22 protein-coding genes are annotated in these 21,435 nt (G+C 74.2%); 9 read left to right on the top strand and 13 right to left on the bottom strand.

The annotated features are described in order from the left end of the window. The 3 genes from AB0R04_RS20905 to AB0R04_RS20895 form a co-directional block, all read right to left on the bottom strand. Nucleotides 1-556, bottom strand: a 556-nt coding sequence (locus AB0R04_RS20905) for an AfsR/SARP family transcriptional regulator (RefSeq protein ID WP_363373187.1), incomplete at its 3' end; no start/stop codon positions are given. Nucleotides 557-974: 418 nt separating this feature from the next. Beyond that, nucleotides 975-1,706 (bottom strand): ScbR family autoregulator-binding transcription factor, encoded by a 732-nt coding sequence (locus AB0R04_RS20900; protein WP_363373185.1) that lies wholly within the window; start codon nt 1,704-1,706, stop codon nt 975-977. A 261-nt stretch (nt 1,707-1,967) separates the two neighbouring features. Then, a complete protein-coding gene (locus tag AB0R04_RS20895; protein ID WP_363373183.1) occupies nt 1,968-2,372 on the bottom strand; it encodes a RidA family protein in 405 nt (134 codons plus the stop codon). Between the two features lie 215 nt (nt 2,373-2,587). On the opposite strand from AB0R04_RS20895, the gene AB0R04_RS20890 reads away from it, so the two are divergent. Beyond that, nucleotides 2,588-3,220 carry a C40 family peptidase gene (locus tag AB0R04_RS20890; protein ID WP_363373181.1) on the top strand — a complete coding sequence of 211 codons (633 nt, stop codon included), beginning with the start codon at nt 2,588-2,590 and terminating at the stop codon, nt 3,218-3,220. Nucleotides 3,221-3,227: 7 nt separating this feature from the next. On the opposite strand, the gene AB0R04_RS20885 is transcribed toward AB0R04_RS20890, so the two are convergent. The 4 genes from AB0R04_RS20885 to AB0R04_RS20870 form a co-directional block, all read right to left on the bottom strand. Beyond that, nucleotides 3,228-3,665, bottom strand: coding sequence for a MarR family transcriptional regulator (locus AB0R04_RS20885; protein WP_363373179.1), 438 nt, complete (start codon nt 3,663-3,665; stop codon nt 3,228-3,230). A gap of 54 nt (nt 3,666-3,719) precedes the next feature. Further along, nucleotides 3,720-5,000, bottom strand: a complete 1,281-nt coding sequence (gene thrS, locus AB0R04_RS20880) for a threonine--tRNA ligase (RefSeq protein ID WP_363373177.1) — start codon at nt 4,998-5,000, stop codon at nt 3,720-3,722. 199 nt (nt 5,001-5,199) lie between these two features. Further along, nucleotides 5,200-5,931 carry a leucine-rich repeat domain-containing protein gene (locus tag AB0R04_RS20875; protein ID WP_363373176.1) on the bottom strand — a complete coding sequence of 244 codons (732 nt, stop codon included), beginning with the start codon at nt 5,929-5,931 and terminating at the stop codon, nt 5,200-5,202. 111 nt (nt 5,932-6,042) lie between these two features. Next, nucleotides 6,043-6,912: a helix-turn-helix transcriptional regulator gene (locus AB0R04_RS20870; RefSeq protein WP_363373174.1), complete on the bottom strand. Its 870-nt coding sequence runs from the start codon at nt 6,910-6,912 to the stop codon at nt 6,043-6,045. Between the two features lie 114 nt (nt 6,913-7,026). Here AB0R04_RS20870 and AB0R04_RS20865 point away from each other — a divergent pair, with 114 nt between their 5' ends. Then, nucleotides 7,027-8,613, top strand: coding sequence for an MFS transporter (locus AB0R04_RS20865; protein WP_363373171.1), 1,587 nt, complete (start codon nt 7,027-7,029; stop codon nt 8,611-8,613). A 150-nt stretch (nt 8,614-8,763) separates the two neighbouring features. On the opposite strand, the gene lpdA is transcribed toward AB0R04_RS20865, so the two are convergent. Together lpdA and AB0R04_RS20855 are read right to left on the bottom strand one after the other, a co-directional pair. Beyond that, nucleotides 8,764-10,170 (bottom strand): dihydrolipoyl dehydrogenase, encoded by a 1,407-nt coding sequence (lpdA, locus tag AB0R04_RS20860; protein ID WP_363373169.1) that lies wholly within the window; start codon nt 10,168-10,170, stop codon nt 8,764-8,766. A gap of 315 nt (nt 10,171-10,485) precedes the next feature. Continuing rightward, nucleotides 10,486-11,985 carry a M28 family peptidase gene (locus AB0R04_RS20855; RefSeq protein WP_363373203.1) on the bottom strand — a complete coding sequence of 500 codons (1,500 nt, stop codon included), beginning with the start codon at nt 11,983-11,985 and terminating at the stop codon, nt 10,486-10,488. A gap of 285 nt (nt 11,986-12,270) precedes the next feature. Here AB0R04_RS20855 and AB0R04_RS20850 point away from each other — a divergent pair, with 285 nt between their 5' ends. After that, nucleotides 12,271-12,450, top strand: coding sequence for an antitoxin (locus AB0R04_RS20850; protein ID WP_363373168.1), 180 nt, complete (start codon nt 12,271-12,273; stop codon nt 12,448-12,450). Nucleotides 12,451-12,582: 132 nt separating this feature from the next. Here AB0R04_RS20850 and AB0R04_RS20845 read toward each other — a convergent pair whose 3' ends face one another. Beyond that, nucleotides 12,583-12,768 carry a hypothetical protein gene (locus tag AB0R04_RS20845; protein ID WP_363373165.1) on the bottom strand — a complete coding sequence of 62 codons (186 nt, stop codon included), beginning with the start codon at nt 12,766-12,768 and terminating at the stop codon, nt 12,583-12,585. A 74-nt stretch (nt 12,769-12,842) separates the two neighbouring features. Between AB0R04_RS20845 and AB0R04_RS20840 the strand changes: the two genes are divergently transcribed. After that, nucleotides 12,843-13,463, top strand: a complete 621-nt coding sequence (locus tag AB0R04_RS20840; protein WP_363373162.1) for a TetR/AcrR family transcriptional regulator — start codon at nt 12,843-12,845, stop codon at nt 13,461-13,463. On the opposite strand, the gene AB0R04_RS20835 is transcribed toward AB0R04_RS20840, so the two are convergent. Together AB0R04_RS20835 and AB0R04_RS20830 are read right to left on the bottom strand one after the other, a co-directional pair. Further along, nucleotides 13,450-13,977: a DinB family protein gene (locus AB0R04_RS20835; RefSeq protein WP_363373160.1), complete on the bottom strand. Its 528-nt coding sequence runs from the start codon at nt 13,975-13,977 to the stop codon at nt 13,450-13,452. The two genes, AB0R04_RS20840 and AB0R04_RS20835, sit on opposite strands and share 14 nt — an antisense overlap. Further along, nucleotides 13,961-14,245 carry a hypothetical protein gene (locus tag AB0R04_RS20830; protein ID WP_363373157.1) on the bottom strand — a complete coding sequence of 95 codons (285 nt, stop codon included), beginning with the start codon at nt 14,243-14,245 and terminating at the stop codon, nt 13,961-13,963. Before AB0R04_RS20830 ends, AB0R04_RS20835 begins: the two co-directional genes overlap by 17 nt. Before the next feature lie 88 nt (nt 14,246-14,333). Here AB0R04_RS20830 and AB0R04_RS20825 point away from each other — a divergent pair, with 88 nt between their 5' ends. From AB0R04_RS20825 to AB0R04_RS20805, 5 genes are all read left to right on the top strand, one after another. After that, nucleotides 14,334-14,870 (top strand): PadR family transcriptional regulator, encoded by a 537-nt coding sequence (locus tag AB0R04_RS20825; protein ID WP_363373155.1) that lies wholly within the window; start codon nt 14,334-14,336, stop codon nt 14,868-14,870. A gap of 187 nt (nt 14,871-15,057) precedes the next feature. Continuing rightward, complete coding sequence (locus tag AB0R04_RS20820) at nt 15,058-15,927, top strand: class I SAM-dependent methyltransferase (protein WP_363373154.1); 870 nt, start codon at nt 15,058-15,060, stop codon at nt 15,925-15,927. A gap of 314 nt (nt 15,928-16,241) precedes the next feature. After that, nucleotides 16,242-17,126 carry an isocitrate lyase/PEP mutase family protein gene (locus AB0R04_RS20815; RefSeq protein WP_363373151.1) on the top strand — a complete coding sequence of 295 codons (885 nt, stop codon included), beginning with the start codon at nt 16,242-16,244 and terminating at the stop codon, nt 17,124-17,126. Next, on the top strand, nt 17,126-17,425 hold the full coding sequence (locus AB0R04_RS20810) for a hypothetical protein (RefSeq protein WP_208869031.1): 300 nt from the start codon (nt 17,126-17,128) through the stop codon (nt 17,423-17,425). Before AB0R04_RS20815 ends, AB0R04_RS20810 begins: the two co-directional genes overlap by 1 nt. Next, nucleotides 17,422-18,492, top strand: coding sequence for a bile acid:sodium symporter family protein (locus tag AB0R04_RS20805; protein ID WP_363373149.1), 1,071 nt, complete (start codon nt 17,422-17,424; stop codon nt 18,490-18,492). Before AB0R04_RS20810 ends, AB0R04_RS20805 begins: the two co-directional genes overlap by 4 nt. Before the next feature lie 123 nt (nt 18,493-18,615). Here AB0R04_RS20805 and AB0R04_RS20800 read toward each other — a convergent pair whose 3' ends face one another. Next, entirely contained in the window at nt 18,616-21,381 is a 2,766-nt protein-coding gene (locus AB0R04_RS20800; RefSeq protein WP_363373202.1) for a BTAD domain-containing putative transcriptional regulator, read from the bottom strand. Nucleotides 21,382-21,435 lie beyond the last annotated feature (54 nt).

The following is a 21,435-nucleotide window of genomic DNA, read 5'->3' as shown; positions in this document are numbered from 1 at the left end:
GGCGGCCCAGCCGCAGGTCGGCCTCGATCCGCTGGTCCAGGGCGCAGAGCCGGGTCTCCTCCAACCGCTTGGCCTCGACGGCGAGTTGACCGCCGGCCGGGACGTCGGCGAAGGCCGGACCGCGCCACAGTCCGAGTGCCTCGCCGAGCATCCGGGCGGCCAGCGGGTGGTCGTCGCCGTCCATGGCCCGGTAGCCCATGCCGGCCAGGCGCTCGAACTCCCGGACATCCGTCAACCCGCCGCCGCTGTTCAGCATGTAGCCGCCCGGCGAGGTCACCAGCACGTCCTTGGCGCAGGAGACCCCTGCCGCCGGGCCGACCTGCCCGAGCGCCCGGTCGATCATGTCGCGCAGCTGCAGCACGTACGTCTGCACCGTCGTGCGTGCGCTGCGCGGCGGGCGGCCCGACCACAGCTCCTCGGCCAGCACCCCGGCCGACACCACCTGGTCGGCCCGCAAGGCCAGCAGCCCCAGCACCTGACGCGGTTTCGGCGCCGATGGCACCACCGACACCCCGCACACCCGGACGTCCAACGCCCCGAGCACCCTAATTTCCACGATGACCACCCCAATCACACGGAACGCCGCAGGCCGATCCGCCGCGGCTGGCACCCGGGTCGACACCCCAAGGGCGACTGTCACCAGTCAAAAACAGGACGCGCGGTTTGTCAATCCAAAACCGAACGTGCTGTTTGTTTCTTGGGATGAGCGGCCCGCCTCGGACAGACGGGCGCGGCGGCCACGCTGCGCCACGAACCGGCCACCACGCGCAGCGGAGTGCGGGCAAACCGAAGGCGGCGTCGGACCCCCATGGATCCCGCGCCGCCACCAATTCGCCCGCACTGCGCGCCCGCCGCCAGCCGCCCGCCGGCCGATCACCGCCCGGAAACCGCCCGGACGCTCCCGCGAGCAGGAGGCCGCCGAGCCCCGGTCAACTCCGCACCAGCCGCAACGATTTCCGGCCGGTGCCGGACCGTCAGCCCACACCGACCTCGTCCGCGACCGCCCGGGCCGCCGACCGCGCCCCCTCCTGCGTCCCACCCTGCGCCCCGGCGCCCTCCGCCGCCGCGCGGGCGGCCGCCACCTCGGCGACCACCTGGGCACCGCGGTCCGGGCCCATCTGCAGCGAACCGAGCACACCCGGCACCGCGATGCTCGGCATCAGGTGCTGGAACAGCCCGGCGGCCCGCCGCTCCAAGTCCGCGCGCCCGGAGAGCTTCTGCGACTGGATCTGCACACCCGTCCACGCCGCCGTGACCAGCCACGCGGTGTCGGCCGGGACGACGTGCGGCAGCAGTTCGCCCCGCTCGCCGGCCGCGACCAGCAGCGCCTCCAGCCGGCTGATCCAGCCGGGGATCGCGCCGCCGCCGAGGTCGTCGAAGACGTCCTGCCCCAGGGAGAGCCGGGCCCCCGCGCTCAGCAGCGGATCACGCGGCATCAGATAGGCCACCACCATCCCGGTGTCCACGAACTCCTGGAGTTTGCAGACCCGTTCCGGCACACCGTCCTGGACGAACTGCTCCTCGACGACGCCCTGGGCCAGATCCCGCTTGGAGGCGAAATGGAAATACACCGCACCACGCGTCACACCGGCCCGCGCGACCACCTCGCCGATGGTGGCGCCCTCGTAGCCGAACTCGTCGAAGACCGACGCCGCCGCCTCCAGGATCAGCCGACGCGTCCGGACCGCCCGCTCCTGCCGAACCACCGCAACCACCCCACCCAGAGCTCCCGGAAAACAAAACCAAACACCCCGTATCTTAGCTACCGGTGGCCTACGGACGACAAGATGATGCCGGGGAATCGCCTCAAACGCTCCTTCCCTCCCGCCCGCATCCTCCGCATTTTGCCTACGGGCCGCTGCTTCTTCGCCGGACGATCGAAAGCGGCACCGGCGCCACACATCACACATTCGGGGAAAAACCGAACGATCGGTTTCCTCATTTGGACACCCGAGGGCCGGAAGGCGTCACGGTAGGACGGCCACCGCCTCCACCTCCACCAGCTGGTCGTGGTAGCCGAGCACCGACACCCCCAGCAGCGTGCTGGGGGCGTCGTGCTCCCCCATGTAGGCGCGGTACACGTCCCACACCGCGACCAGGTCGGCCTGGTCGGCGGAGGCCACGTACACCGTCGTCCGGGCGACGTCCGTCAGCCCGGCGCCGGCGTCCTCCAGCGCGGTTATCAGGTTCCGCATCACCTGGTGCGCCTGGCCCGCGTAGTCGCCGACGGCGACCGTCCGCCCCTCGGCGTCGAGCGGGCAGGCGCCGGCGAGCCAGAGCGAACGGGCCGGGGCCTCGACCAGGGCCGCATAGGCGTAGTCGACGGCCGAGGTGAGGCGGGGGCTGCGGATCAGCTTGACTGCGCTGTTCAAGGGGCACTCCGAAGGGTCGTGGCCGAACGTTTGCGCCCATCGTTGGCCTCTCCTGAGCGACCGTCAAACCATTTACCAGCGCTGCCCCGTCCACCACAGGGCCGTTGCTTCCACGATTCACCGTTGCGGGTGATGGCGGGCCGACCCGCCCGGCCGGAATCCTGGTGGCCGCCACCCGCGCGGGTCGACGCCGCGCCGACACCAGGAGGTCCCCCATGGAATCCCGACCCCCGTACCGCGACGAGGCCTCCGGGGTCCGCCGGCGCCGGATGCTGGGCCTGGCACTCGGGGCGGGGCTCGCCCCGGCCCTCACCCCGGCCGCGATGGCGACCGCGACGGCGACATCAACGGCCCGGTCGGATACCCCCGTGGTCGCGTCCGCCGCCCTGGGCCGCCGGGTCGCCGAGGTGGCCACCGCCCAGCTCGGCGTGCCGTACGCCTGGGGCGGCGGCGACCGGCTGGGGGCGAGCCTCGGCTTCTGCGACGACGAGAACGGCTACCTGGACGGCGTCTGCATGGGCGAGAGCACGGTCGGCTTCGACTGCAGCGGCCTGTCCCTCTACTGCTGGTACCGGGCCAGCCACGGCACCGCCGAGCTCGGGCACTACACCGTCGCCCAGTTCCACCGCAGCGCCCCGGTGGAGCGTGACGCCCTCGCCCCGGGCGACCTGCTGTTCTTCTCCCGCCCGGACGCGCCGCTGCACCACGTCGGCATCCACGTCGGCGACGGCGCGATGATCCACGCCGAGCGCACCGGGACGCTGGTCGCCCGGGTCGAGCACGCCCTCGACGTCCCGCGCTGGGCCGGCGAGTTCGCCGGTGCCCGCCGCCCCGGGCCGGCCGGCTGAGCGAGCCTCAGAGGCCGCGCCGCTCCCCCGGCCCCTGGCCCCGGCCCTGGCCCTGGCCCTGGCCCTGGTGGACGCGCAGCAGCAGGCCGTGCAGCAGCTGCCGCTCCCGCGCGTCCAGCGGCGCCAGCACCTCGTCCTGCACCGCGCGCGCCCGGGCGTCCAGCTCCGCGAGCAGCGCCCGCCCGGCGTCGGTGACCGACACCGAGACCCGCCGCCGGTCCGCCGGGTCGCGGACGCGCTCGACGTACCCGGCGGCGGCCAGCTGGTCGGCGACCTTGGCGAGGTCGCTCGGGTCGATGCCCAGCCGCTGGACCAGATCCCGCTGGGCGTGCGGCCCGAAGTCGGCGAGCGCGGCCAGCACGGCCATGTCCCAGAGCCGCAGGCCGTGTTCGGCGAGCTGCTCGGCGAGGCGCCCCCGTGCCGTCCGGCCGCAGTGGGGCCCCAACCTGCGCAGCGCCCACCTGCGGGACCCGGACGGCCACCTGATCGAGCTCCAGTCCTACTGACCCGCCCCGCCCGGTCGGCGCGCGGGGTCGTCCGCCCAGAGGTCGGCGCTGCACGCCGCCACCAGTGCGCCGATCCTCGCCCAGGCCTCCTCCGCGGGCAGCGGTTCGAGCCGGCGGCCGTCCCGCAGCCGCAGCGCGACCCGGTCGTCCACGGCCTCCTTGGCCCCGATCACGGCCTGGTACGGCGCCAGGCGCGCCGCCCGGATCCGGGCGCCCAGGCTGCCGTGCTCGGGCCCGGCGACCTCGGCGCGCAGCCCGAGGTCGAGGCAGCGCTGCCGGAACCGCTCGGCCTGCGGCAGTTCGCCCTCGGAGACCGGCAGCAGCACCACCTGCGCCGGGGCCAGCCAGGCCGGGAACGCGCCGCCGTACAGCTCGATCAGGTGGGCGACCACCCGCTCCACGCTGCCGATCACGCTGCGGTGGACCATCACCGGCCGGTGCTTCACGCCGTCCGGGCCGATGTAGTGCAAGCCGAAGCGCTCGGGCTGGTGGAAGTCGATCTGCACGGTGGAGAGGGTGAACTCGCGCCCGGCGCCGTCGGCGATCTGCACGTCGATCTTCGGCCCGTAGAAGGCGGCCTCGCCCTCCGCCGCCTCGAACGGCACGCCGGAGCGTTCCAGCACGTCGGTGAGCAGCGCGGTGGCCCGTTCCCAGAGGGCCGGATCCGCCACGTACTTGCCGCCCGCGCCGGGCAGCGAGAGCCGGTAGCGGACCGGTTCGATGCCGAGCGCGCGGTGTGCCGCGCGGATCAGCTCCAGTGCGGCGACGGCTTCGTCGGCGGCCTGCTCCGGGGTGCAGAACACGTGCGCGTCGTTCAGCTGGATCGCCCGGACCCTGGTCAACCCACCCAGCACGCCGGACAGTTCGGAGCGGTACATGCCGCCCAACTCAGCCATGCGCAGAGGGAGTTCCCGGTAGCTGTGGGGCCGGGAGCGGTAGATCAGGGCGTGGTGCGGGCACAGGCTCGGCCGGAGCACCATCTCCTCCGAGCCCAGCTCCATGGGTGGGAACATGTCGTCGCGGTAGTGCGCCCAGTGGCCGGAGATCTCGTACAGCTCGCGCTTGCCGAGCACCGGCGAGTACACGTGGCGGTAGCCGGCCCGCCGCTCGCGCTCGCGGATGAACTCCTCCAGGGTGTACCGGATCGCGGCGCCGTCGGGCAGCCAGTAGGGCAGGCCGGAGCCCATCAGCGGGTCGGTGTCGAACAGGTCGAGTTCGCGGCCGAGCTTGCGGTGGTCGTGCGCGGCGCGGTCGTGCATGGCGCGGTTGTGCATGGGGTGGTCTCCACTCGGGTCGGCGGGCGAGTGGTCCGGAAACGGCGAAGCCCCGGGGCACTCGCCCCGGGGCTTCGGACTAGGTCAGCAGTCAGCGCACCGGGACTCTCTCCGGCGTCGTCGTGGCGAGTGCAGCGCGCTTCATGCGATCCACGATAACAGGGCACCGACCGCCGTGGTGATCTTTATCCGCGGCCGCTCAGAACAGGACGGCGCAGCCGCGCGCGTCGAGCGCGGCGAGCAGCCGCGGCGAGGGGCGCGCCTCGTTCCACCGCAGGTCCAGCTTCTCCAGCGCGGGCAGTTCGGCCAGCCAGTGCGGCAGTTCGGTGATCCGGTTGCCCCGCAGGTCGAGCCGGCGCAGCAGCGGCAGCCCGGCGAGCACCGGCGGGACCTCGGCGAGCGCGTTGTCCCGCAGTTCGAGTTCGCGCAGTGCGGTGAGGCCGCCGAAGGTGTCCGGCAGGGTGGTCAAGTCGTTCCCGCACAGCCAGAGTTCACGCAGGTCGGTCAGTTCGCCGAGGCGGTCGGGCAGCGCGGTGAGCCGGTTGCGCTGGGCGCGCAGCTCGACCAGGGCGGTCATCTCGCCGATGGCGGAGGGGAGTTCGGTGATCCGGTTGTCGCCGAGGTTGAGGTAGCGCAGCGCGGTGAGGTGGCCGAGCGCGGCCGGCAGTTCGGTCAGCGCGTTGTCGTGCAGGTAGAGGAAGTCGGCGAGCCCGGTCAGCTCGCCCAGTTCGGCGGGCACGCCGGTGAGCCGGTTGTGTCCGAGGTCAAGGGTGCGCAGCCGTCGCAACCTGCCCACCTCGGGCGGCAGTTCGGTCAGTCCGGTCTCGGCGAGGATGAGCACGGTCAGGTCGGTCCGGTCCCACACCTCGGCCGGCACCGCGCCGAGGGGCCGGCGCCAGAGGTTCAGCGTCACGTCTGTCACGCCCGCCATTGTCCCGTCCGCGCGCCCGTCCCCGTGCCCCTCGCCCTCCCCGCCCCGCTGGACCACCGGGCAGCGCCGCACCCCGGCCGGGAGGCGCTGCTGGTACCGGGCGGCCCCGGCTCACCTGCCCGGGGCGGCGGCCGTGAAGCCGCCGAGGAAGGCGAGCGCCTCCTCGGCCGGGCTCCCGGGGGCGGCCGTGTAGACGACCAGGAGGTGGCGCGCGGCGCCGGGCGCCTGGAAGGTCTCGTAGTCGAGCGTCACGTCGCCGACCACGGGGTGCCGCAGGCGCTTGGGGCCGTGGGTCTTCTCGTGCACGTGGTGGCCGGCCCACAACCGGCGGAAGTCGGCGCTGCCGAGTGCCAGTTCGCCGATCAGACGCACGAGTTCGGGGTCGTGCGGGTGCCGGCCGGAGGCCATCCGCAGGATGCCGACGGTGGTGCGCGCGGCGTCCTCCCAGTCGAGGTGGACGTCCGGCGCGCCCGGGTCGAGGAAGATCCGTCGGGCCAGGTTGCGTTCGCGCAGCGGGAGTTCGGGGAAGTCGGCGATCAGCGCGGCGGCCAGCCGGTTCCACGCCAGGACGTCGTTGCGGTCGTTCATGATCAGCGCGGGGGTGGTCGGCATCGCCTCCACGACCCGCCGCAGGGCGGGGCGCAGGGCGTCGCCGTCCCGTCCGGCGCCCGCCGTCCTGGCCGCCGAGCGGCGGGGCGGGCGGGCCAGGTCGTACAGGTGGGCGCGCTCGGCGGGGCCGAGCCGCAGGGCGCGGCCGAGCGCGTCGAGCACCTCGTCGGACGGGCGCTCGGCGCGGCCCTGTTCCAGCCGGACGTAGTAGTCGGTGCTGAGGCCGACCAGTTCGGCGACCTCCTCGCGCCGCAGGCCGGGCACCCGGCGGCGTCCGGTCGGCGGCAGCCCCGCCTCCGCGGGTGACACCAGCGCCCGCCGGGTGCGCAGGTAGTCGCCGAGGCTGGCGGCGAGCGTGATCGGTTCGGCCATGCGTTCCAGTATGGGGCGCCCGGCCGGGGGTGCGGGGGCCGGAGGGTGGCCCTGTCACACCCAGGGAACGGGGCTCTCTTCATCCGGCGGCGGCGACCGCGAACGATCGGGGCCATGACTGCTTCTCCCCGCCTCGACGACGCCCGTCCCGAAGGCGCCCGTCCCGAAGGCGCCCGCCGCGCCGCGCCGCCCCGGACCGAGCACCCGGCGGGCACGGCCGCTCCCCCACCGCGTACGGACGGCGGTCCGGGCGGCTACTGGGCGACCGTCACCGCGGTCGGCTGCGCCAGCATGATGCTGCCGTTCTCGGTGACCGGGGCCGCCGTGGCGCTGCCCAGCATGACCGCACAGCTGGGCTCCTCGGTGGGCGCCGCCCAGTGGATGCTGAACGCCTTCAACCTCACCTTCGCCGCGCTGCCGCTGGCGGCCGGCGGCCTCGCGGACCGGATCGGCCGGCGGCGCGTGCTGCTGTCGGGGATCGCGCTGGTCGGCGCGCTGTCCGCGGTGGTGGCGCTCGCGCCGTCGATGGCCGTGGCCGACGCCGCCCGGGCGGTGCAGGGGTGCGGGGCGGCCGCCGTGCTGGCGGCGGGCGCGGCGGTCCTGGCCCAGTCCACCTCCGGGCGGCGCCGACGGCTCGCCTTCGGGATCCTCGGCACCTCCTTCGGCACCGGCCTGGCGATCGGGCCGCCGGCCGCCGGCCTGCTGGTGGAGGCGGCCGGCTGGCGATCGGTCTTCCTGCTCGTCGCCGTCCTGGCCCTGCCCGCGTGGTTGTGCGCCACCCGGGCCCCGGAGTCCCGAAACCCGGACCACCCCGGGATCGACCTGCCCGGGGTGGTCTGCTTCACCGGCGGGCTCGCCGCGCTGTCGTACGCGCTCGTGCAGGCCGGCACCGCCGGCTGGACGGCGCCGGGCACGCTGCTGCCGCTGGCGGGCGCGGTGCTGCTGCTGGTCCTGTTCGCCGGGGTGGAGGTCCGCCGGGCCGGGCGCGCCATGGTCGACGTCCGGCTGTTCCGCAGACCCGAGTTCCTCGCCGTGGTGTGCCAGCCGTTCACCGTCACCCTGGGGTTCGTCGTGCTGCTGGTCTACCTCCCGGCCTACCTCCAGGGTGTGGGCGGCAGGAGCGTCCTGACCAGCGGTCTGCTCCTGCTGCCGATGACGGCGCCCGTCCTCCTGCTGCCGTTGGTGGCCGGGCGCCTCGCCGCCGCCGTCTCCGTCCGGGCGGTGCTGACCGCGGCCTCCGCGCTGATCGCGGCGGGCTCCCTGCTGCTGGTGACGGTGCGCGGCGACGGGTCGTGGCTCGCGCTGGCGGTGCCGCTGCTGCCGTTCGGGGCCGGGGTCGGGCTGGCCTTCGGGGTGATGGACGACGCGGCCGTCGGGACCGTCCCCGCCGAGCACGCCGGGGCCGCCGCGGGCGTCTTCAACACGATGCGGATCACCGGGGAGTCCGTGGCCGTCTCCGGGGCCGCCGCGCTGCTCAGCACGCTGACCGCCGCGCACCTGGTCGGCAGCGGCCTCGCCGCCGACGAGGCGGCGCAGCTCGCGGGGCAGGCCGTCCAGGGCAGGGTGGCCGCGGCGCACCAAGCCGCCCTGGCCGCCGGGTTCACCGACGCCCTGCATGTCCTCGGGCTGGTCCTCGCCGCCCTGTCCGCCCTCGGCGCGATGCTCACCTACCTCGCCCTGGCGCCGGACGGGTCGGCCTGATCCGCCGTCGGAGCCGGGGCGCGGGACAGCCTCCGCCGTCGGAGTCGGGGCCGGGGCCGGGGCCCGGGGCCGCCATCGGGGCCGGGGCCGCCGGAAAGCGGCAGGGCCCGCCCGGGAGGTCGGGCGGGCCCTGCCGTCATGCGGTGCGCGTCACATGTTGATCATGTGGCCGGCGAGGCCGTGGATGGCCTCCTTGACCGCCTCGCCGAGGGTGGGGTGGGCGTGCACGTTGCGGGCGACCTCGTGGACGGTGAGGTCCCACTGCTGGGCCAGGGTCAGCTCGGGCAGCAGCTCGGTGACCTCGGGGCCGATCAGGTGGGCGCCGAGCAGCTCGCCGTACTTGGCGTCGCTGATGACCTTGACGAAGCCGATCGGGTGGCCGAGGCCGTGCGCCTTGCCGTTGGCGGTGAACGGGAACTTGGCGACCTTGACGTCGTGGCTCAGCTCGCGGGCCTGCGCCTCGGTGTAGCCGAAGGAGGCGATCTGCGGCTGGCAGTAGGTGGCGCGCGGGATCATGGCGAAGTCGACCTCCATGGTCTCCGCCCCGCCGATGGTCTCGGCGGCGATCACGGCCATCGTCTCGGCGGCGTGCGCGAGCATCAGCTTGGCCGTCACGTCGCCGATCGCGAAGATGTGCTCGGCGCTGGTGCGGCCGCGGCCGTCCACCGCGATGGCGCCGCGGTCGGTCAGCTTGACGCCGGCGTTCTCCAGGCCGTAGCCGTTGACGCGCGGCGCGAAGCCGATCGCCTGGAGCACCTTGTCGGCCTCCAGCACCTGCTGCTGACCGTCCCTGGTGACGGTGACCTTGACCTTGGCGTTCGGGTCGCTGTCGTCGATCGACTCGACCCGGGTGGAGGTGAGCACCTCGATGCCGAGCTTGCGGTACTGCTTGGCCAGTTCGGTGGAGACCTCGACGTCCTCCAGCGGCACCACGCGGTCCAGGAACTCGACGATGGTGACCTTCACGCCGTAGTTGTGCAGCACGTACGCGAACTCGACGCCGATCGCGCCGGCGCCCGCGATGATGATGCTCTCCGGCAGCTGCTCGGTGAGGATCTGCTCCTCGTAGGTGACCACCCGGTCGCTCAGGCTGGTACCGGGCAGCAGCCGGGTGGTGGCACCGGCGGCGATGACGCAGTGGTCGAAGGTGACGACGTCGAACCCGCCGCCGCTGAGCGCGACCTGGAGGGTGTGGTCGTCGACGAAGGTGCCCCAGCCGTCGTACTCGGTGATGCCGTTCTTCTTCATCAGGTAGTGGACGCCCTTGACCCGGCCGTCGGCCACCGACCGGCTGCGGCGGAAGGCCTCGCCGAAGTCGAAGGTCACCTGGCCCTCGACCTTGATGCCGAAGGTCTTGGCCTCCTTGGTGAAGATGTGGGCGAGCTCGGCGTTGCGCAGCAGGGCCTTGGAGGGGATGCAGCCGACGTTCAGGCAGACGCCGCCCCAGTACTTGGCCTCGATGACGGCGGTCTTCAGGCCGAGCTGAGTGGAGCGGACGGCGGCGGTGTAGCCGCCGGGGCCGGCGCCGAGGACGACGACGTCGTAGTGCGTGCTCATGTTGCTGACTCCTCCGAGGGTGTCACGGTCTCGTGATCTCGGCCCCATGGTGTCAGGACCGGGTTCGACGCACCCACCGGGTCTCGGCGGATGCGCTCCGCGCGGCACCGTACCCGGCCCGGGGCCGAATTGTCAGTGCCCTCGGCTACGGTGCTCGCAACCTCGCCGGACAGGGGCGAGGCCCGGGGTGAGGTCCGGGGTGAGGTCCGGGGGTGCGAGCGGGAGGAGGGGCCGAATGGCGGACGAGCACGGCGGAGCCGGCGGGTGGGGCGGGTGGGCCCGCCGCCCGAGGACGGCAGCGGGCCCACCCGGGCGTCAGGCCGTCACCTCGTGGGCGTGGCCCCCGCTCATACCGCCGCCGCCACCCGCCTGGCCGGCGGGGTGCTGCGGCGGCACGGGCCGGTTCAGCGAGGAGAGGTCCCAGGCGTAGGTGCCGACGGCATGCGCGATCACATCGATGTTGACGTCGAAGGCGTCCATGTCGATGTTCTTCAAGCCGTCGCAGGCCTTGTGGTAGCAGGCGTCGAAGGCCACGCCCGCCGTGCCGCCGTAACGCTCCTCCTGCGCCGGCGACTTGACCACCTCGGCGCCGGTGTCGGTGCCGCCGGCCGGGATGCCCGCGTCGATGAACGGGCCGTAGTCGGAGCGGCCGTTGAAGGCGGTCGGCTCGTGCGGCAGGCCCCGGCCGTCCAGGTAGCCGGTGAGGTCCCGCTCGATCTGCGCCGAGCCCTCGGGGCCGGCGCCGCCGCCGGTGCTGCCCGAGCCGTCGTAGACGAACTGCGCGTAGTTGGGAGAGGCGATCATGTCGAAGTTGAGGTAGAGCCTGACCTTCTTCCGGTCCGCCTCGGAGAGCGACTTCACGTACGCCTCCGAGCCCTTGAGGCCGAACTCCTCGGCGGACCACCAGGCGAACCTGACCTTGTTCTTCACCGGGTGGACGGTCAGGTTGCGCGCGACCTCCAGGATGCCCGCCGCCCCGGAGCCGTTGTCGTTGATGCCGGGCCCGGCCGGGACGGAGTCCAGGTGCGCCCCGACCATCACGGTGTCGGCCGGGTCTCCGCCCCTGGTCTCGGCGATGACGTTCCAGGTCTTGCGCGGCTCCATGAAGGTACGGATGTCGAGGTTCAGCCGCACCTGGCCGGCGGCGGCCTTCGCGGCCAGCGCCTCCCCCGCGGCCCGGGTGATCCCGCCGACGGGGATCCTGCCGGCCGCAGGGTCCCCGAGGGTGCCGTTGAGGTCGCCCTCGGTGTTGTTGTAGATGATCGCGCCCACCGCGCCGGCCGTCGCGGCCGCGGCCTGCTTGACGGCGAAGCCGCAGCCGCCGCGCTGGATCAGCGCGATCCGGCCGGTGAACGCGCCGGCCGGGTAGTCGGTGGGCGCGCAGCCGGTCGCGGCGCTGACCGGGGCGACCGCCAGGTCGGCATTCAGGCCCGCGTCCGGGCCGCCGGGCGAGTACGTCATGGCGATCAGCGGGATGCTCTCGGCCTGCGGGGACAGCACCTGCAGCCGCTCCGAGCGGGCCTCGAAGAAGGTGTACTCGAACTCCTGCCGGGACACCTTCAGCCCGGCCCGGCGGGCCTGCTCGTAGACGTAGCGCGCGGACTCGTCGTGCCCCTTCGAACCGGCCACCCGGGTGCCGCCGTTGCGGTCGGCGATCCGTTGGAGTGCGGCCAGGGTGTCGTGGGCGCTCTCGGCGTCGGCGGCCTCGACCAGGCGCGCGGCGAGCCGCTCGCCTCTGCGCGCCGGGTCCGGGTCGGCGGCCGCGCCGCCGGCCCCGGCCAGCAGCAGCGGGGCGGCCAGGGCGGCGACGATCAGGGCGGCGCCCGCGCTCCGGACGGTGGCGGTGCGCAGGCGCTGGTCCCGGCGCTGCTGGTGCGGTATCGGGGTGGACTGGTCGAGCGGGCTGGTCGGGCGGAGGGGCAGGGAGATCGGGCGGCGGGCTCGTGGCTTCAAGGCGACTCCTTCCGGCGGTCCGTGAACTCCCGATTTGACATGACCGGCATCACGTTGCCAAGGCCGCCGCGCGGCCGCGGGATGCGGACGGCGGCGGAGGCGGTGATCCTGGAGGGGTGGGGCCGTCTCTTCCAGGAGCGTGACCAGATGTCCATGTTGGATAAGCTCAAGGGCCTGTTGAAGGGCCACGAGGACCAGGCCGACAGGGCCGTCGACAAGGCGGGGGACGCCGTCGACGAGCGCACCCAGGGCAAGTACAGCGGCCAGGTGGACGCCGCCCAGGAGCAGGCGAAGAACCAGTTCCGCGACCAGCCGCCGCAGCAGTAGCAGCCCGAACCCGCCGTACGCCTGCGGCCCCGGTCAGGCCCGCCCGGCCGCACCGGGGCCCAGCCGTTCCGGGCCGTTCCGGGCCGGGGTTCAGCCGTTCCGGGCCGGGGCCGAGCCGTCCTGGAGCTGCGGTCAGCCGTCCTGCTCCGGCGCGGCCTCGGCCTCGCCCTCGGCTGCGGGCTGCCGGGCCCCCGCCTCGCCGTCCGCGCTCCCGGCCCCGCAGTTCTCGCACGGTTGCGGCCCGGGCCGCTCGCGCAGGCGCCCGCACTCCGGGCACACCCGGTCCAGCCAGCAGGCCGCCTCTCCGCCTTCGTCCATGCCCCCGATTCTGCCCGGAGCGCCCGCGCCGACGCGAGTAGACACTGTCTACAGCGGCCTGGTAGACAAGGCCCATGACCGATCAGGAGAAGGACCTGCGCGCGCGCCTGGTGGCCGCTGGCGTCGAACTGGTGGCCAGGGAGGGCATCCACGCCCTCGGCCTGCGCGAGATCGCCCGGCAGGCGGGGGTCTCGCACGGAGCCCCCCGCCGCCACTTCCCCACCCACCGCGAACTGCTCGCCGCCATCGCGCGACACGGGTTTGGCAGGCTCACCGACACCCTGGCCGGCGCCGACGCGCTGGCCGCCACCACCGGCGCGGCCCCCCGCACCCGGCTCGACGCGCTCGCCCGCGCCTACCTCGGCTTCGCGGCGGCCAACCCCGGCATGTTCGAGCTGATGTTCCGTCACGACCTGCTGGAGGGCAGCGGAGCCGAGCTGCGGCACACCACCCTGCCGATGTTCCACACCGTCGCCCGCCTGGTCGGCGAGGCCCGCCCGGAGTCCACCGATCCCGGACCGGCGGCCGCCGCACTGTGGGCGAACCTGCACGGCCTGGCCCAACTGCGCGCCTGGGGCAGCCTGCGGCTCATCACCGGCGGCGAGGACGTCGAACCGCTGCTGCGCGCCGCCCTGGACGCCCACCTCGGTCCGGTTCCCGGGGCCCTCCCCCAGGGAGCCGTCACACGCCCGTGAGGCCGTCGATGCTCTCCCGGAGCAGGTCCGCGTGGCCGTTGTGGCGGGCGTACTCCTCGATCAGGTGCACCAGGATCCAGCGCAGCGAGACGGTCTCCGAGCCGAACACGGCCGCCGCCCGCTCGGAGAGGCGTCCGGCGTCCTCCAGCGCCGCTGCGGCGGTCAGTTCGCGGCCCTGCTCGACCTCCGCCCGCCAGTCGGCCAGCGCCTCGGGCATCCCCCGCTCCGGGGTGAGCGCGTAGCCGCCCTCGCCGTCCGCGCCGTACAGCGGCGGCGCCTCCCGGCCGGCCAGCACCCGCTGGTACCAGGTGCGTTCGACCTCGGCGAGGTGCTGGACCAGGCCGAGCAGCGTCATCGTCGACGGCGGGACGGCCGCCAGCCGGACCTGCTGGTCGTCGAGCCCGGCGACCTTCTGCACAAGAGTCGCCCGGTGGAACTCCAACCAGCCTTCCAGCATGGCGCGTTCGTCTGCGTGCGGGGACGGCAGCGGCCGCCCGTCAAGTGTCGGTCCCATGGCCTCCACTGTTCCACAGCCGGGCGAGCGGAGTCGAACATTCGACCGATTCCAGGGCCCGGCCGCCCTGCTCCGCCGGCGGCGCGGGCCACCGGGGCCCGCGCCGGGCCAGGAGCGGCAGCAGACCGAGCTGCACGGCCGCGCCCACCGCCGGCCCCGCCCACACCCCGGTCGCCCCGAGCGGCCCCGACAGGGCTGCGGAGGTGGCGAGTTGGGCGCCCAGGCCGAGCAGCACGGAGAGCACCAGCGGCCAGCCGGCGGGATACATCGAGTAGAGATACCTCTTATCGAGGCACCTCGACAAGAGGTAACATGGGGCGCGCCACAGGGCGCACTCCGACGAAAGGGCTTCGACCGTGCTGACCCTCGCGATCCTCGGATTCCTGTACGACCAGCCCCTGCACGGCTACCAGCTCAAGTCCCGGATCACCGGCCTCACCGGCCACGTCCGGCCGGTCAGCGACGGCGCGCTCTACCCCGCCATCGCCAGGCTGGAGAAGGCCGGGCTGCTGCGCCGCCGCGCCGAGCCGGGCAGCGGGGCCGCGCCGCGCCAGACGCTGGAGCTCACCGAGGAGGGCCGGACCGAACTGCGGCGCCGGCTGGCCGACCCGGAGCAGGCCGAGATCACGGACCAGATCCGCTTCTTCGCGCACGCCGCCTTCCTGCACCACCTCGCCGACCCGCCCGCGCAGGCGGCCGTACTTCGGCGCCGGCTGGCGTTCCTGGACGAGTCGAGCAGCTTCTTCCACGACGGCGAGGGCCGCGCGGTCACCGCCGAGCTGGAGCCGAACCCCTTCCGGCGCGGCATGCTGCTGGTCGCCCGGGCCTCCACGGCGGCCGAGCGGGCCTGGCTGATGGAGACCATCACCGAGCTGGACGGCCACGCGCACTGACCCGTGAGGCCGGGGATGCGACCCGGCGCGCGTCTTCGCACAGCAGCGCGAACGCGCGAAATCGTGCCGTTGCGAACCGGCTCCCAGTCGGCCTCCGCGTCGCTATGATGATCGGCCTCACGTCCACGGCATCCCCTCCGCGGCGTGAACCCGCCACCGCGCCCCGCCCGCCCTCCTGGAGGCCGCCGTGCCCACCGCCGAGACCACAGCCACCCGCCCCGCGCCACTGACCCGGGACGACATCCCCGGCTGGTTCTTCCGTCTCGACCGGGCGGCCTTCGGCCACCTGCTGGCGGCCCAGACCACGGCGGGCGCCACCGGCGACATCCTCGAACTCGGCAGCTACCTCGGCCGCAGCGCCGTCCTGCTCGGCGACCACCTCCAGACCGGCGAACGGCTGACCGTCTGCGACCTGTTCGACTCCGAGGCGGGCGACGCGGACAACGCCGCCGAGATGGCGATGTCCTACCGCAAGACCCTCACCCGGAGCGCCTTCGAGGCCAACTACCTCGCCTTCCACGGCGAGTTGCCGGAGATCGTGCAGGCGCCCACCTCGGTGCTGGCCGACGGCCGGATCCCGGCCGGGAGCTGCCGGTTCGTCCACGTCGACGCCTCCCACCTGTACGAGCACGTCGCCGGGGACATCGCGGTGACCAGGGCGGCGCTCGCCGACAACGGCGTCGTGGCGCTGGACGACTACCGCTCGGAGCACACCCCCGGTGTGTCGGCGGCGGTCTGGGAGGCGGTCTTCACCGGCGGCCTGCGGCCGGTGCTGCTCACCCCGATGAAGTTCTACGGCACCTGGGGCGACGCCGCGGCCGTCCGGCAGGTCCTGCTCGCCCGCGACTGGCAGGCCGAGGGCTACACGGTCGACGACGACACCATCGCCGGAGAGCCGGTGCTGCGGCTCAACTACCAGGTCAAGGCCCCCGTCCAGCAGTCCACCTCGCGCCGGCTGGCGCTGGACCTGCTGCCGCCGGTCGCCACCCGGGCGACCCGCCGGGTGCTCCGGACGCTGCGCGAGCGCCGCGCCGTCCGCCCCGTTCCGGCGTCCTGACGCACCGGCGCACCGGCGCGCCGACGCGCGCCCGCAACTCCCCCCGCCACGGCTACGGCTACGCGCCGCCCATCGCCGAGGGCGGGGGATTCTCCGGCGACCGGGCCGATCGGATCAGGGCGGTGGCGTGGATCTTCCACGCCACCGCCCTTTTCATATGTCTGACATATATTCAATTCCACGCCTCACTCGAATGAGTGAATCTCTCTTAAAGATTTGCCCACGGAATGTTAAAGGCCACATAGTGATGGCACCTCAGTTTGGTCTAGGGAAGACCAAGTTCGGGCAAAGCCACCGCGAGTGAGGAGAAGGTCATGTTCCACGGAACCACGGCGTCGGGCCACGGGCAGCGGCTCCGCGAGGAGATCGCGAGCCCGGGAGCCACGCCCCTCATCGGCGTCTACGACATGTACTCGGCCTCCATCGCGGCCGAGCACTACAACGGCATGTTCGTCTCCGGATTCGGCTTCGCCGCCTCCTACTACGGCCTGCCCGACATCGGATTCATCGCCTGGCCGGACATGGTCGGCTTCGTCGAACGGTTGCGCGGCGCCTTCCCCCGGCACCATCTCCTGGTCGACATCGACGACGGCTACGTCGATCCCGAGGTCGCCTGCCACGTCGTGCGCAGGCTCGAACGCATCGGCGCGTCCGGCGTCATCCTGGAGGACCAGAAACGGCCGCGCCGCTGCGGCCACGCCGACGGCAAACAGGTCCTCCCGCTGGAGGAGTACCTGGAGAAGCTGGACCTCGTCCTCGCCAACCGGACGGACCTCCTGGTGGTCGCCCGCACCGACGCCACCGAGGAGGAGGACATCCTGCGCCGCGCCCGGGCCCTCGCCGCCACCGACGCCGACGTGGTGCTGGTCGACGGGGTGCGCAGCGAGGACTGGATCCGGCGGATCCGGGGGGTCGTCGGCGACAAGCCGCTGCTGTTCAACCAGATCGCCGGCGGCAAGTCCCCCCGGCTGTCGCTCTCCGAGCTGACCGAGCTGGGGGTGGACGTCGCCATCTACAGCACGCCCTGCCTGTTCGCGGCCCACCGGGCGATGGACGAGGCGCTGGCCGGGCTGAAGGTGGCCGACGGGCGGCTGCCGGCCGGCGCCGGGGAGAGCCGGCAGATCGGCGTGCGGGAGTCCACCGAACTGCTGGAGCGGAACATCGCGCGCTCCCGCCCGTTCGCGGGGGTGACGGCGTGATGGCCGGGCTGCGCGGTCCCGCCCCGCCCCCGGCGGCCGCCGTCCTGCGGGCCACCGCGCTGGGGCTGGCCGGGGCGTGCGGCCTGCTCGCCGGCGCGGCGGCGCCCGCGGCGGCGGGCGGGGGGCTGATCACGCTCGTCGACAACTCCAACGCCGACTCCTGGGTGGAGATCGATCGCACCGCCAACGTCCAGAACGGCAGCGGCTCGGCGGGCAGCGACCACGACGGCGCCGGGTCCCTGGTGGGCGGCCTGCTCGGGTCCGGCCCGGGCGGGGCGGCGATCGGGGGTGGCCGATGACCGACGACACCACCCGCCGGGGCCGGTGGCGCGGGCTGTGGCCGCGCCGGCTCGACCCGTACCTGGCCGCGCTCGCCGGGGCGGTCGGCCTGGCCGCCCTGTTTCCGGCCACCGGGGGCTCGGCGCGGGCGGCGGCAGTGGCCTGCAACCTGGCGGTGGCGCTGCTGTTCTTCCTCTACGGCGCCCGGCTCTCCGCCCGCGAGACGCTGGCCGGGCTGCGCCACCTGCGGCTGCACGGGCTGGTGCTCGCCGCCACCTTCGGCCTCTTCCCACTGCTCGGGGCGGCCACCGCGCTGCTCACACCCGTCCCGCTCAGCGGACAGTTGCAGACCGGGGTGCTGTTCCTCTGCCTGCTCCCGTCGACGGTGCAGTCCTCGGTGGCACTGACCGGCGCCGCCGGGGGCGACGTCCCGGCGGCGATCTGCGCCGGGACGTACTCCAGCCTGGCCGGGCTGCTGCTGACCCCGCTGCTGGCGGCCTGGCTCCTGGACGTGCACACCGCGCTGTCGGCCGAGGGGCTGCTGCGGATCGGGGCCCAGTTGCTCGCGCCGTTCCTGCTCGGGCAGGTGCTGCGGCCGTGGATCGGCGCCTTCCTCACCCGGCACAGACGGGTGCTGACGCCGGTGGACCGGGGCTCGATCCTGCTCGTCGTCTACACCGCGTTCAGCGCGGCGACGGCCCAGGGCAGCTGGGGCCTGGCCACCCCGGGCGCCCTGCTCGGCCTGCTCGCGGTGCTGCTCGCCCTGCTGGCCACCTCGCTCGCGGTCACCGGGCTCGGTGCACGGCTGCTGGGGCTCGACCGGCCAGCCACCATCGCGGCGGTGCTGTGCGGCTCGCAGAAGAGCCTGGCGAGCGGCCTGCCGATGGCCACCGTGCTCTTCGGGCCCCAGGCCGGGCTGCTGGTCCTGCCGTTGATGGCGTATCACCAGCTCCAGCTGGTGGTCGGCACCGTGCTCGCCGGACGCTGGGCCCGCGCGCCGGATGCCACGCCCGCCGGGCAGGCCCCGCCCACCGATCGGGTACCGGCCGCGCTCACGGGGCCGGGCGGGCCGCCCGTTCCCGGGTGAGCCGGCGTCTGGGGCCCGGTGCCTGCGGCCCGGGCACCTGGGGCCGCCGTCTGGCCCCGGCATCTGGGGCCGGACGGCGGCACCCGGCCGCGGTGTCCAGCCGGGCACCGCGGCCGGCAGCCGCTACCCGTTCCCGCAGGTCCGTACCGCTGCGGCGCGCGCGTAGTAGTCGGCGGCGTCGGCGGTGAAGCCGTCCTGTTCCGCGAGGCGGCCCGCGCGGTCGAAGTGGTGCCACGCCTCGCCGTTGCGGTCCAGGGTGGACAGGGCCCTCCCGCAGATGTCCAGGAGCATCGCGCGGCGCGCCGCGACCTGGTCCTCCGGGGCGAGGTCGAGCGCGCACCGCGCGAGGGTGAGCGCCTTCGCCGGGCGCTCGTTCAGCAGGTGGTACCGGGCCAGGTAGTAGGTCGTGAGCATCTCGGTCTGCGGGCTGCCGGCCCTGCGGGCGAGCTGTGCGGCCCGCTCGTAGCCGAGGCCGGCCAGGTTCGTGTCGCCGAGTGCCTCCCGGGCCTGGGCCAGGTTGGCGGTGGCGATCGCCTCACCCTCGGTGTCGTCGGCGCGCCGGGCCAGGTCGGGTGCGCGCAGCAGGTGCGGCAAGGCCTCCTCGTACCGGCCGTTCTGCCCGAGGACCCAGCCGAGCAGGCTCCTGACGCGGGATTCCGCGTCGGCCTCGGCCAGTTCGACGGCGGAGCCGAGGGCGTGGCCGAGCGGAGCCTCCCAGTCGGCTCCGGGCTGCTGGACGACCAGGGGCCACAGCAGCAGGGCGAGTCGCCACGCCCGGTGGTGGTGCCGGCCGGCGGCGGCCGCCGCGGTGGCGGCGACGAGGTTGCGCCGTTCCCTGGCGTACCAGGCCATGGCCTCCTCCCGGTCGGCGAAGACGGGCGTCGACACCGGCGTCCGGAAGTCCTCCGGGAGCCGGCAGCAGGGTTGGCTGCCCGCCACCGCCGCGCTCGCGGCGGCCAGGGCGGCGTACAGGTAGTGGTCGAGGAGCGGAAGGAGGCGGTCGCCCCCGGGGGCGGGGCCGAGCGAGCGGGCGAACAGCCGGATGAGTCCGTGCAGGGCGTAGCGGTCGTGCCCCCGCTCCTCCACCAGGTTGGCGGCGACGAGGCGTTCCAGCACCGCGCGGCTGCCGGCCGGGCTGTCGTCCGCCAGCGCGGCGACCGCCGCCACGTCGATGTCGGGGCCGAAATGGTGGGCCAGCAGCCGGAGGACGGCGACCGCGTCCGGCGGGAGGTGGTCCACGCTGACGCGCAGGACGGAGGCGAAGTCGATGCCGTCCACCGCGAGGAAGGAGATCCGCCGCTGCCCGTCGCGGAGTTCCTCGACCGCGTCGCCGAGCGAGCGCTCGGGTCGCACCGCCAGCCGGGCCGCCGCCAGTCGCAGGGCCAGCGGCAGCCCGTCGCACAGCCGCACCAGGCGCCCGGCGGCGTCCGGTTCCGCTCCGACCCGGTCCGGGCCGAGGATGCGGGCGAACAGTGCCTCGCCCTCCCCCGGCCCGAGCCGGTCCAGCAGCAGGGGGCGGGCGCAGTCACCGGCGACCAGGCTCTCCAGCCGGTTGCGGCTGGTGACGACGGTGGCGCAGCCGTGGGCTCCGGGGAGCAGCGGGCGGACCTGGTCGTAGCTCAGCGCGTCGTCGAGGATGACCAGGAGGCGGCGGTTCCGGAGCAGCGAGCGGTAGAGCGCCTCGGCTGCGGCGGTGTTCTGCGGGATGTCGTCGGGCTGGATGCCGAGCGCGCCGAGGAAGTCCCGGATGACGAAGGCGGGGTCGGCGATCGGCGCGGTGTCGATGAAGCCGCCGAGCCGGGCGAAGAGCACGCCGTCCGGGAAGTCCGCCGCGGCCTGTTGGGCCCAGTGGGCCACCAGCGCGCTCTTGCCGATCCCGGCCGGCCCGGTGACCAGACAGATGGGCGAGTCGTGTGCGGTGTGCCGCACGGCCGCGTCGAGGGCGGCGAGTTCACGCTTGCGCCCGGTGAAGCCGGCCGGTCGGCGGGGCAGCAGGAGCGGTCGCCGCAGGTCGTTCGAGCCCGGCTGTCCCGCGTGTCCCGCGCCGCGGTGCGCGTCGGCCTGGCGGTGCGCATCCTCCTCTCGGTGCGCGCCCGCTTGGCTGCGGGTGTCGGCCTGGCGGTGCGCGGCCTCCTGCCCGTGGGGGTCCCCGGGCCGGTACGTGTCCTCCCGTCGGCGTGCGGCGCGTGGCGGGCTGAGGATCCGGTCGTAGGCCTCGACCATCGCGGGGCCCGGGTCGACGCCCAGTTCGTCACCGAGCAGTCGGGCCGTCCGGTGGTAGAGCTCGATGGCCTCGGCCTGCCGGTTCGTCGCCAGCAGGGCGTCGAGCAGGAGCGCCACCAGGGATTCGCGCAGCGGATGCCTGTCCGCCGGGCCCCGCAGCACCGTGACGGCCTCTTCGGCGCGCCGGCCCGCGGTCAGCGCCTGGCCGAGCTCCTCCACCGCGCCGAGCCGCGCCTCCTCCAGTTCCGCTGCTGCGGCGACGACCGGGGGTGTGCCGCAGAGTCCGGCGAGCGCCGGGCCGCGCCAGAGCGCGAGGGCCTTGCGCAGCGCCGGGATCCCGGCCGGTGCGCCGTCGCCGGTGCGCGCTTCGGCGACGGCGGCGCGGAACCGCTCGCCGTCGATGTGGTCGGACGGCGCCTGGAGGAGGTAGCCGTCACAGGCGGTGGCGATGGTGACCGTGCCCACGGGGTGCAGCAGCCGGCGGAGTTGGGAGACGTGCCCCTGGATCACGGTCTTGGCGTGTCTGGGCGGCTGCTCGCCCCACAGGGCGTCGGTGAGGCGGTCGTTCGTGACCAACGCGTCGTTGGCGAGGAGGAGCATCGCCAGCAAGGTCCGGCGTTTCGGTGGCCCGATCTCGACAGACTGCCCGTCGCACCGGACTTCCACTGGTCCGAGCAGCCGGAATTCCAACAAGGGTCCCTCCCCACTGCCGATCACCTG

Source organism: Kitasatospora sp. NPDC056731 (assembly GCF_040687675.1).
Classification (GTDB): Bacteria; Actinomycetota; Actinomycetes; order Streptomycetales; family Streptomycetaceae; genus Kitasatospora.
This window is presented reverse-complemented; position numbering and strand designations above follow the sequence as displayed.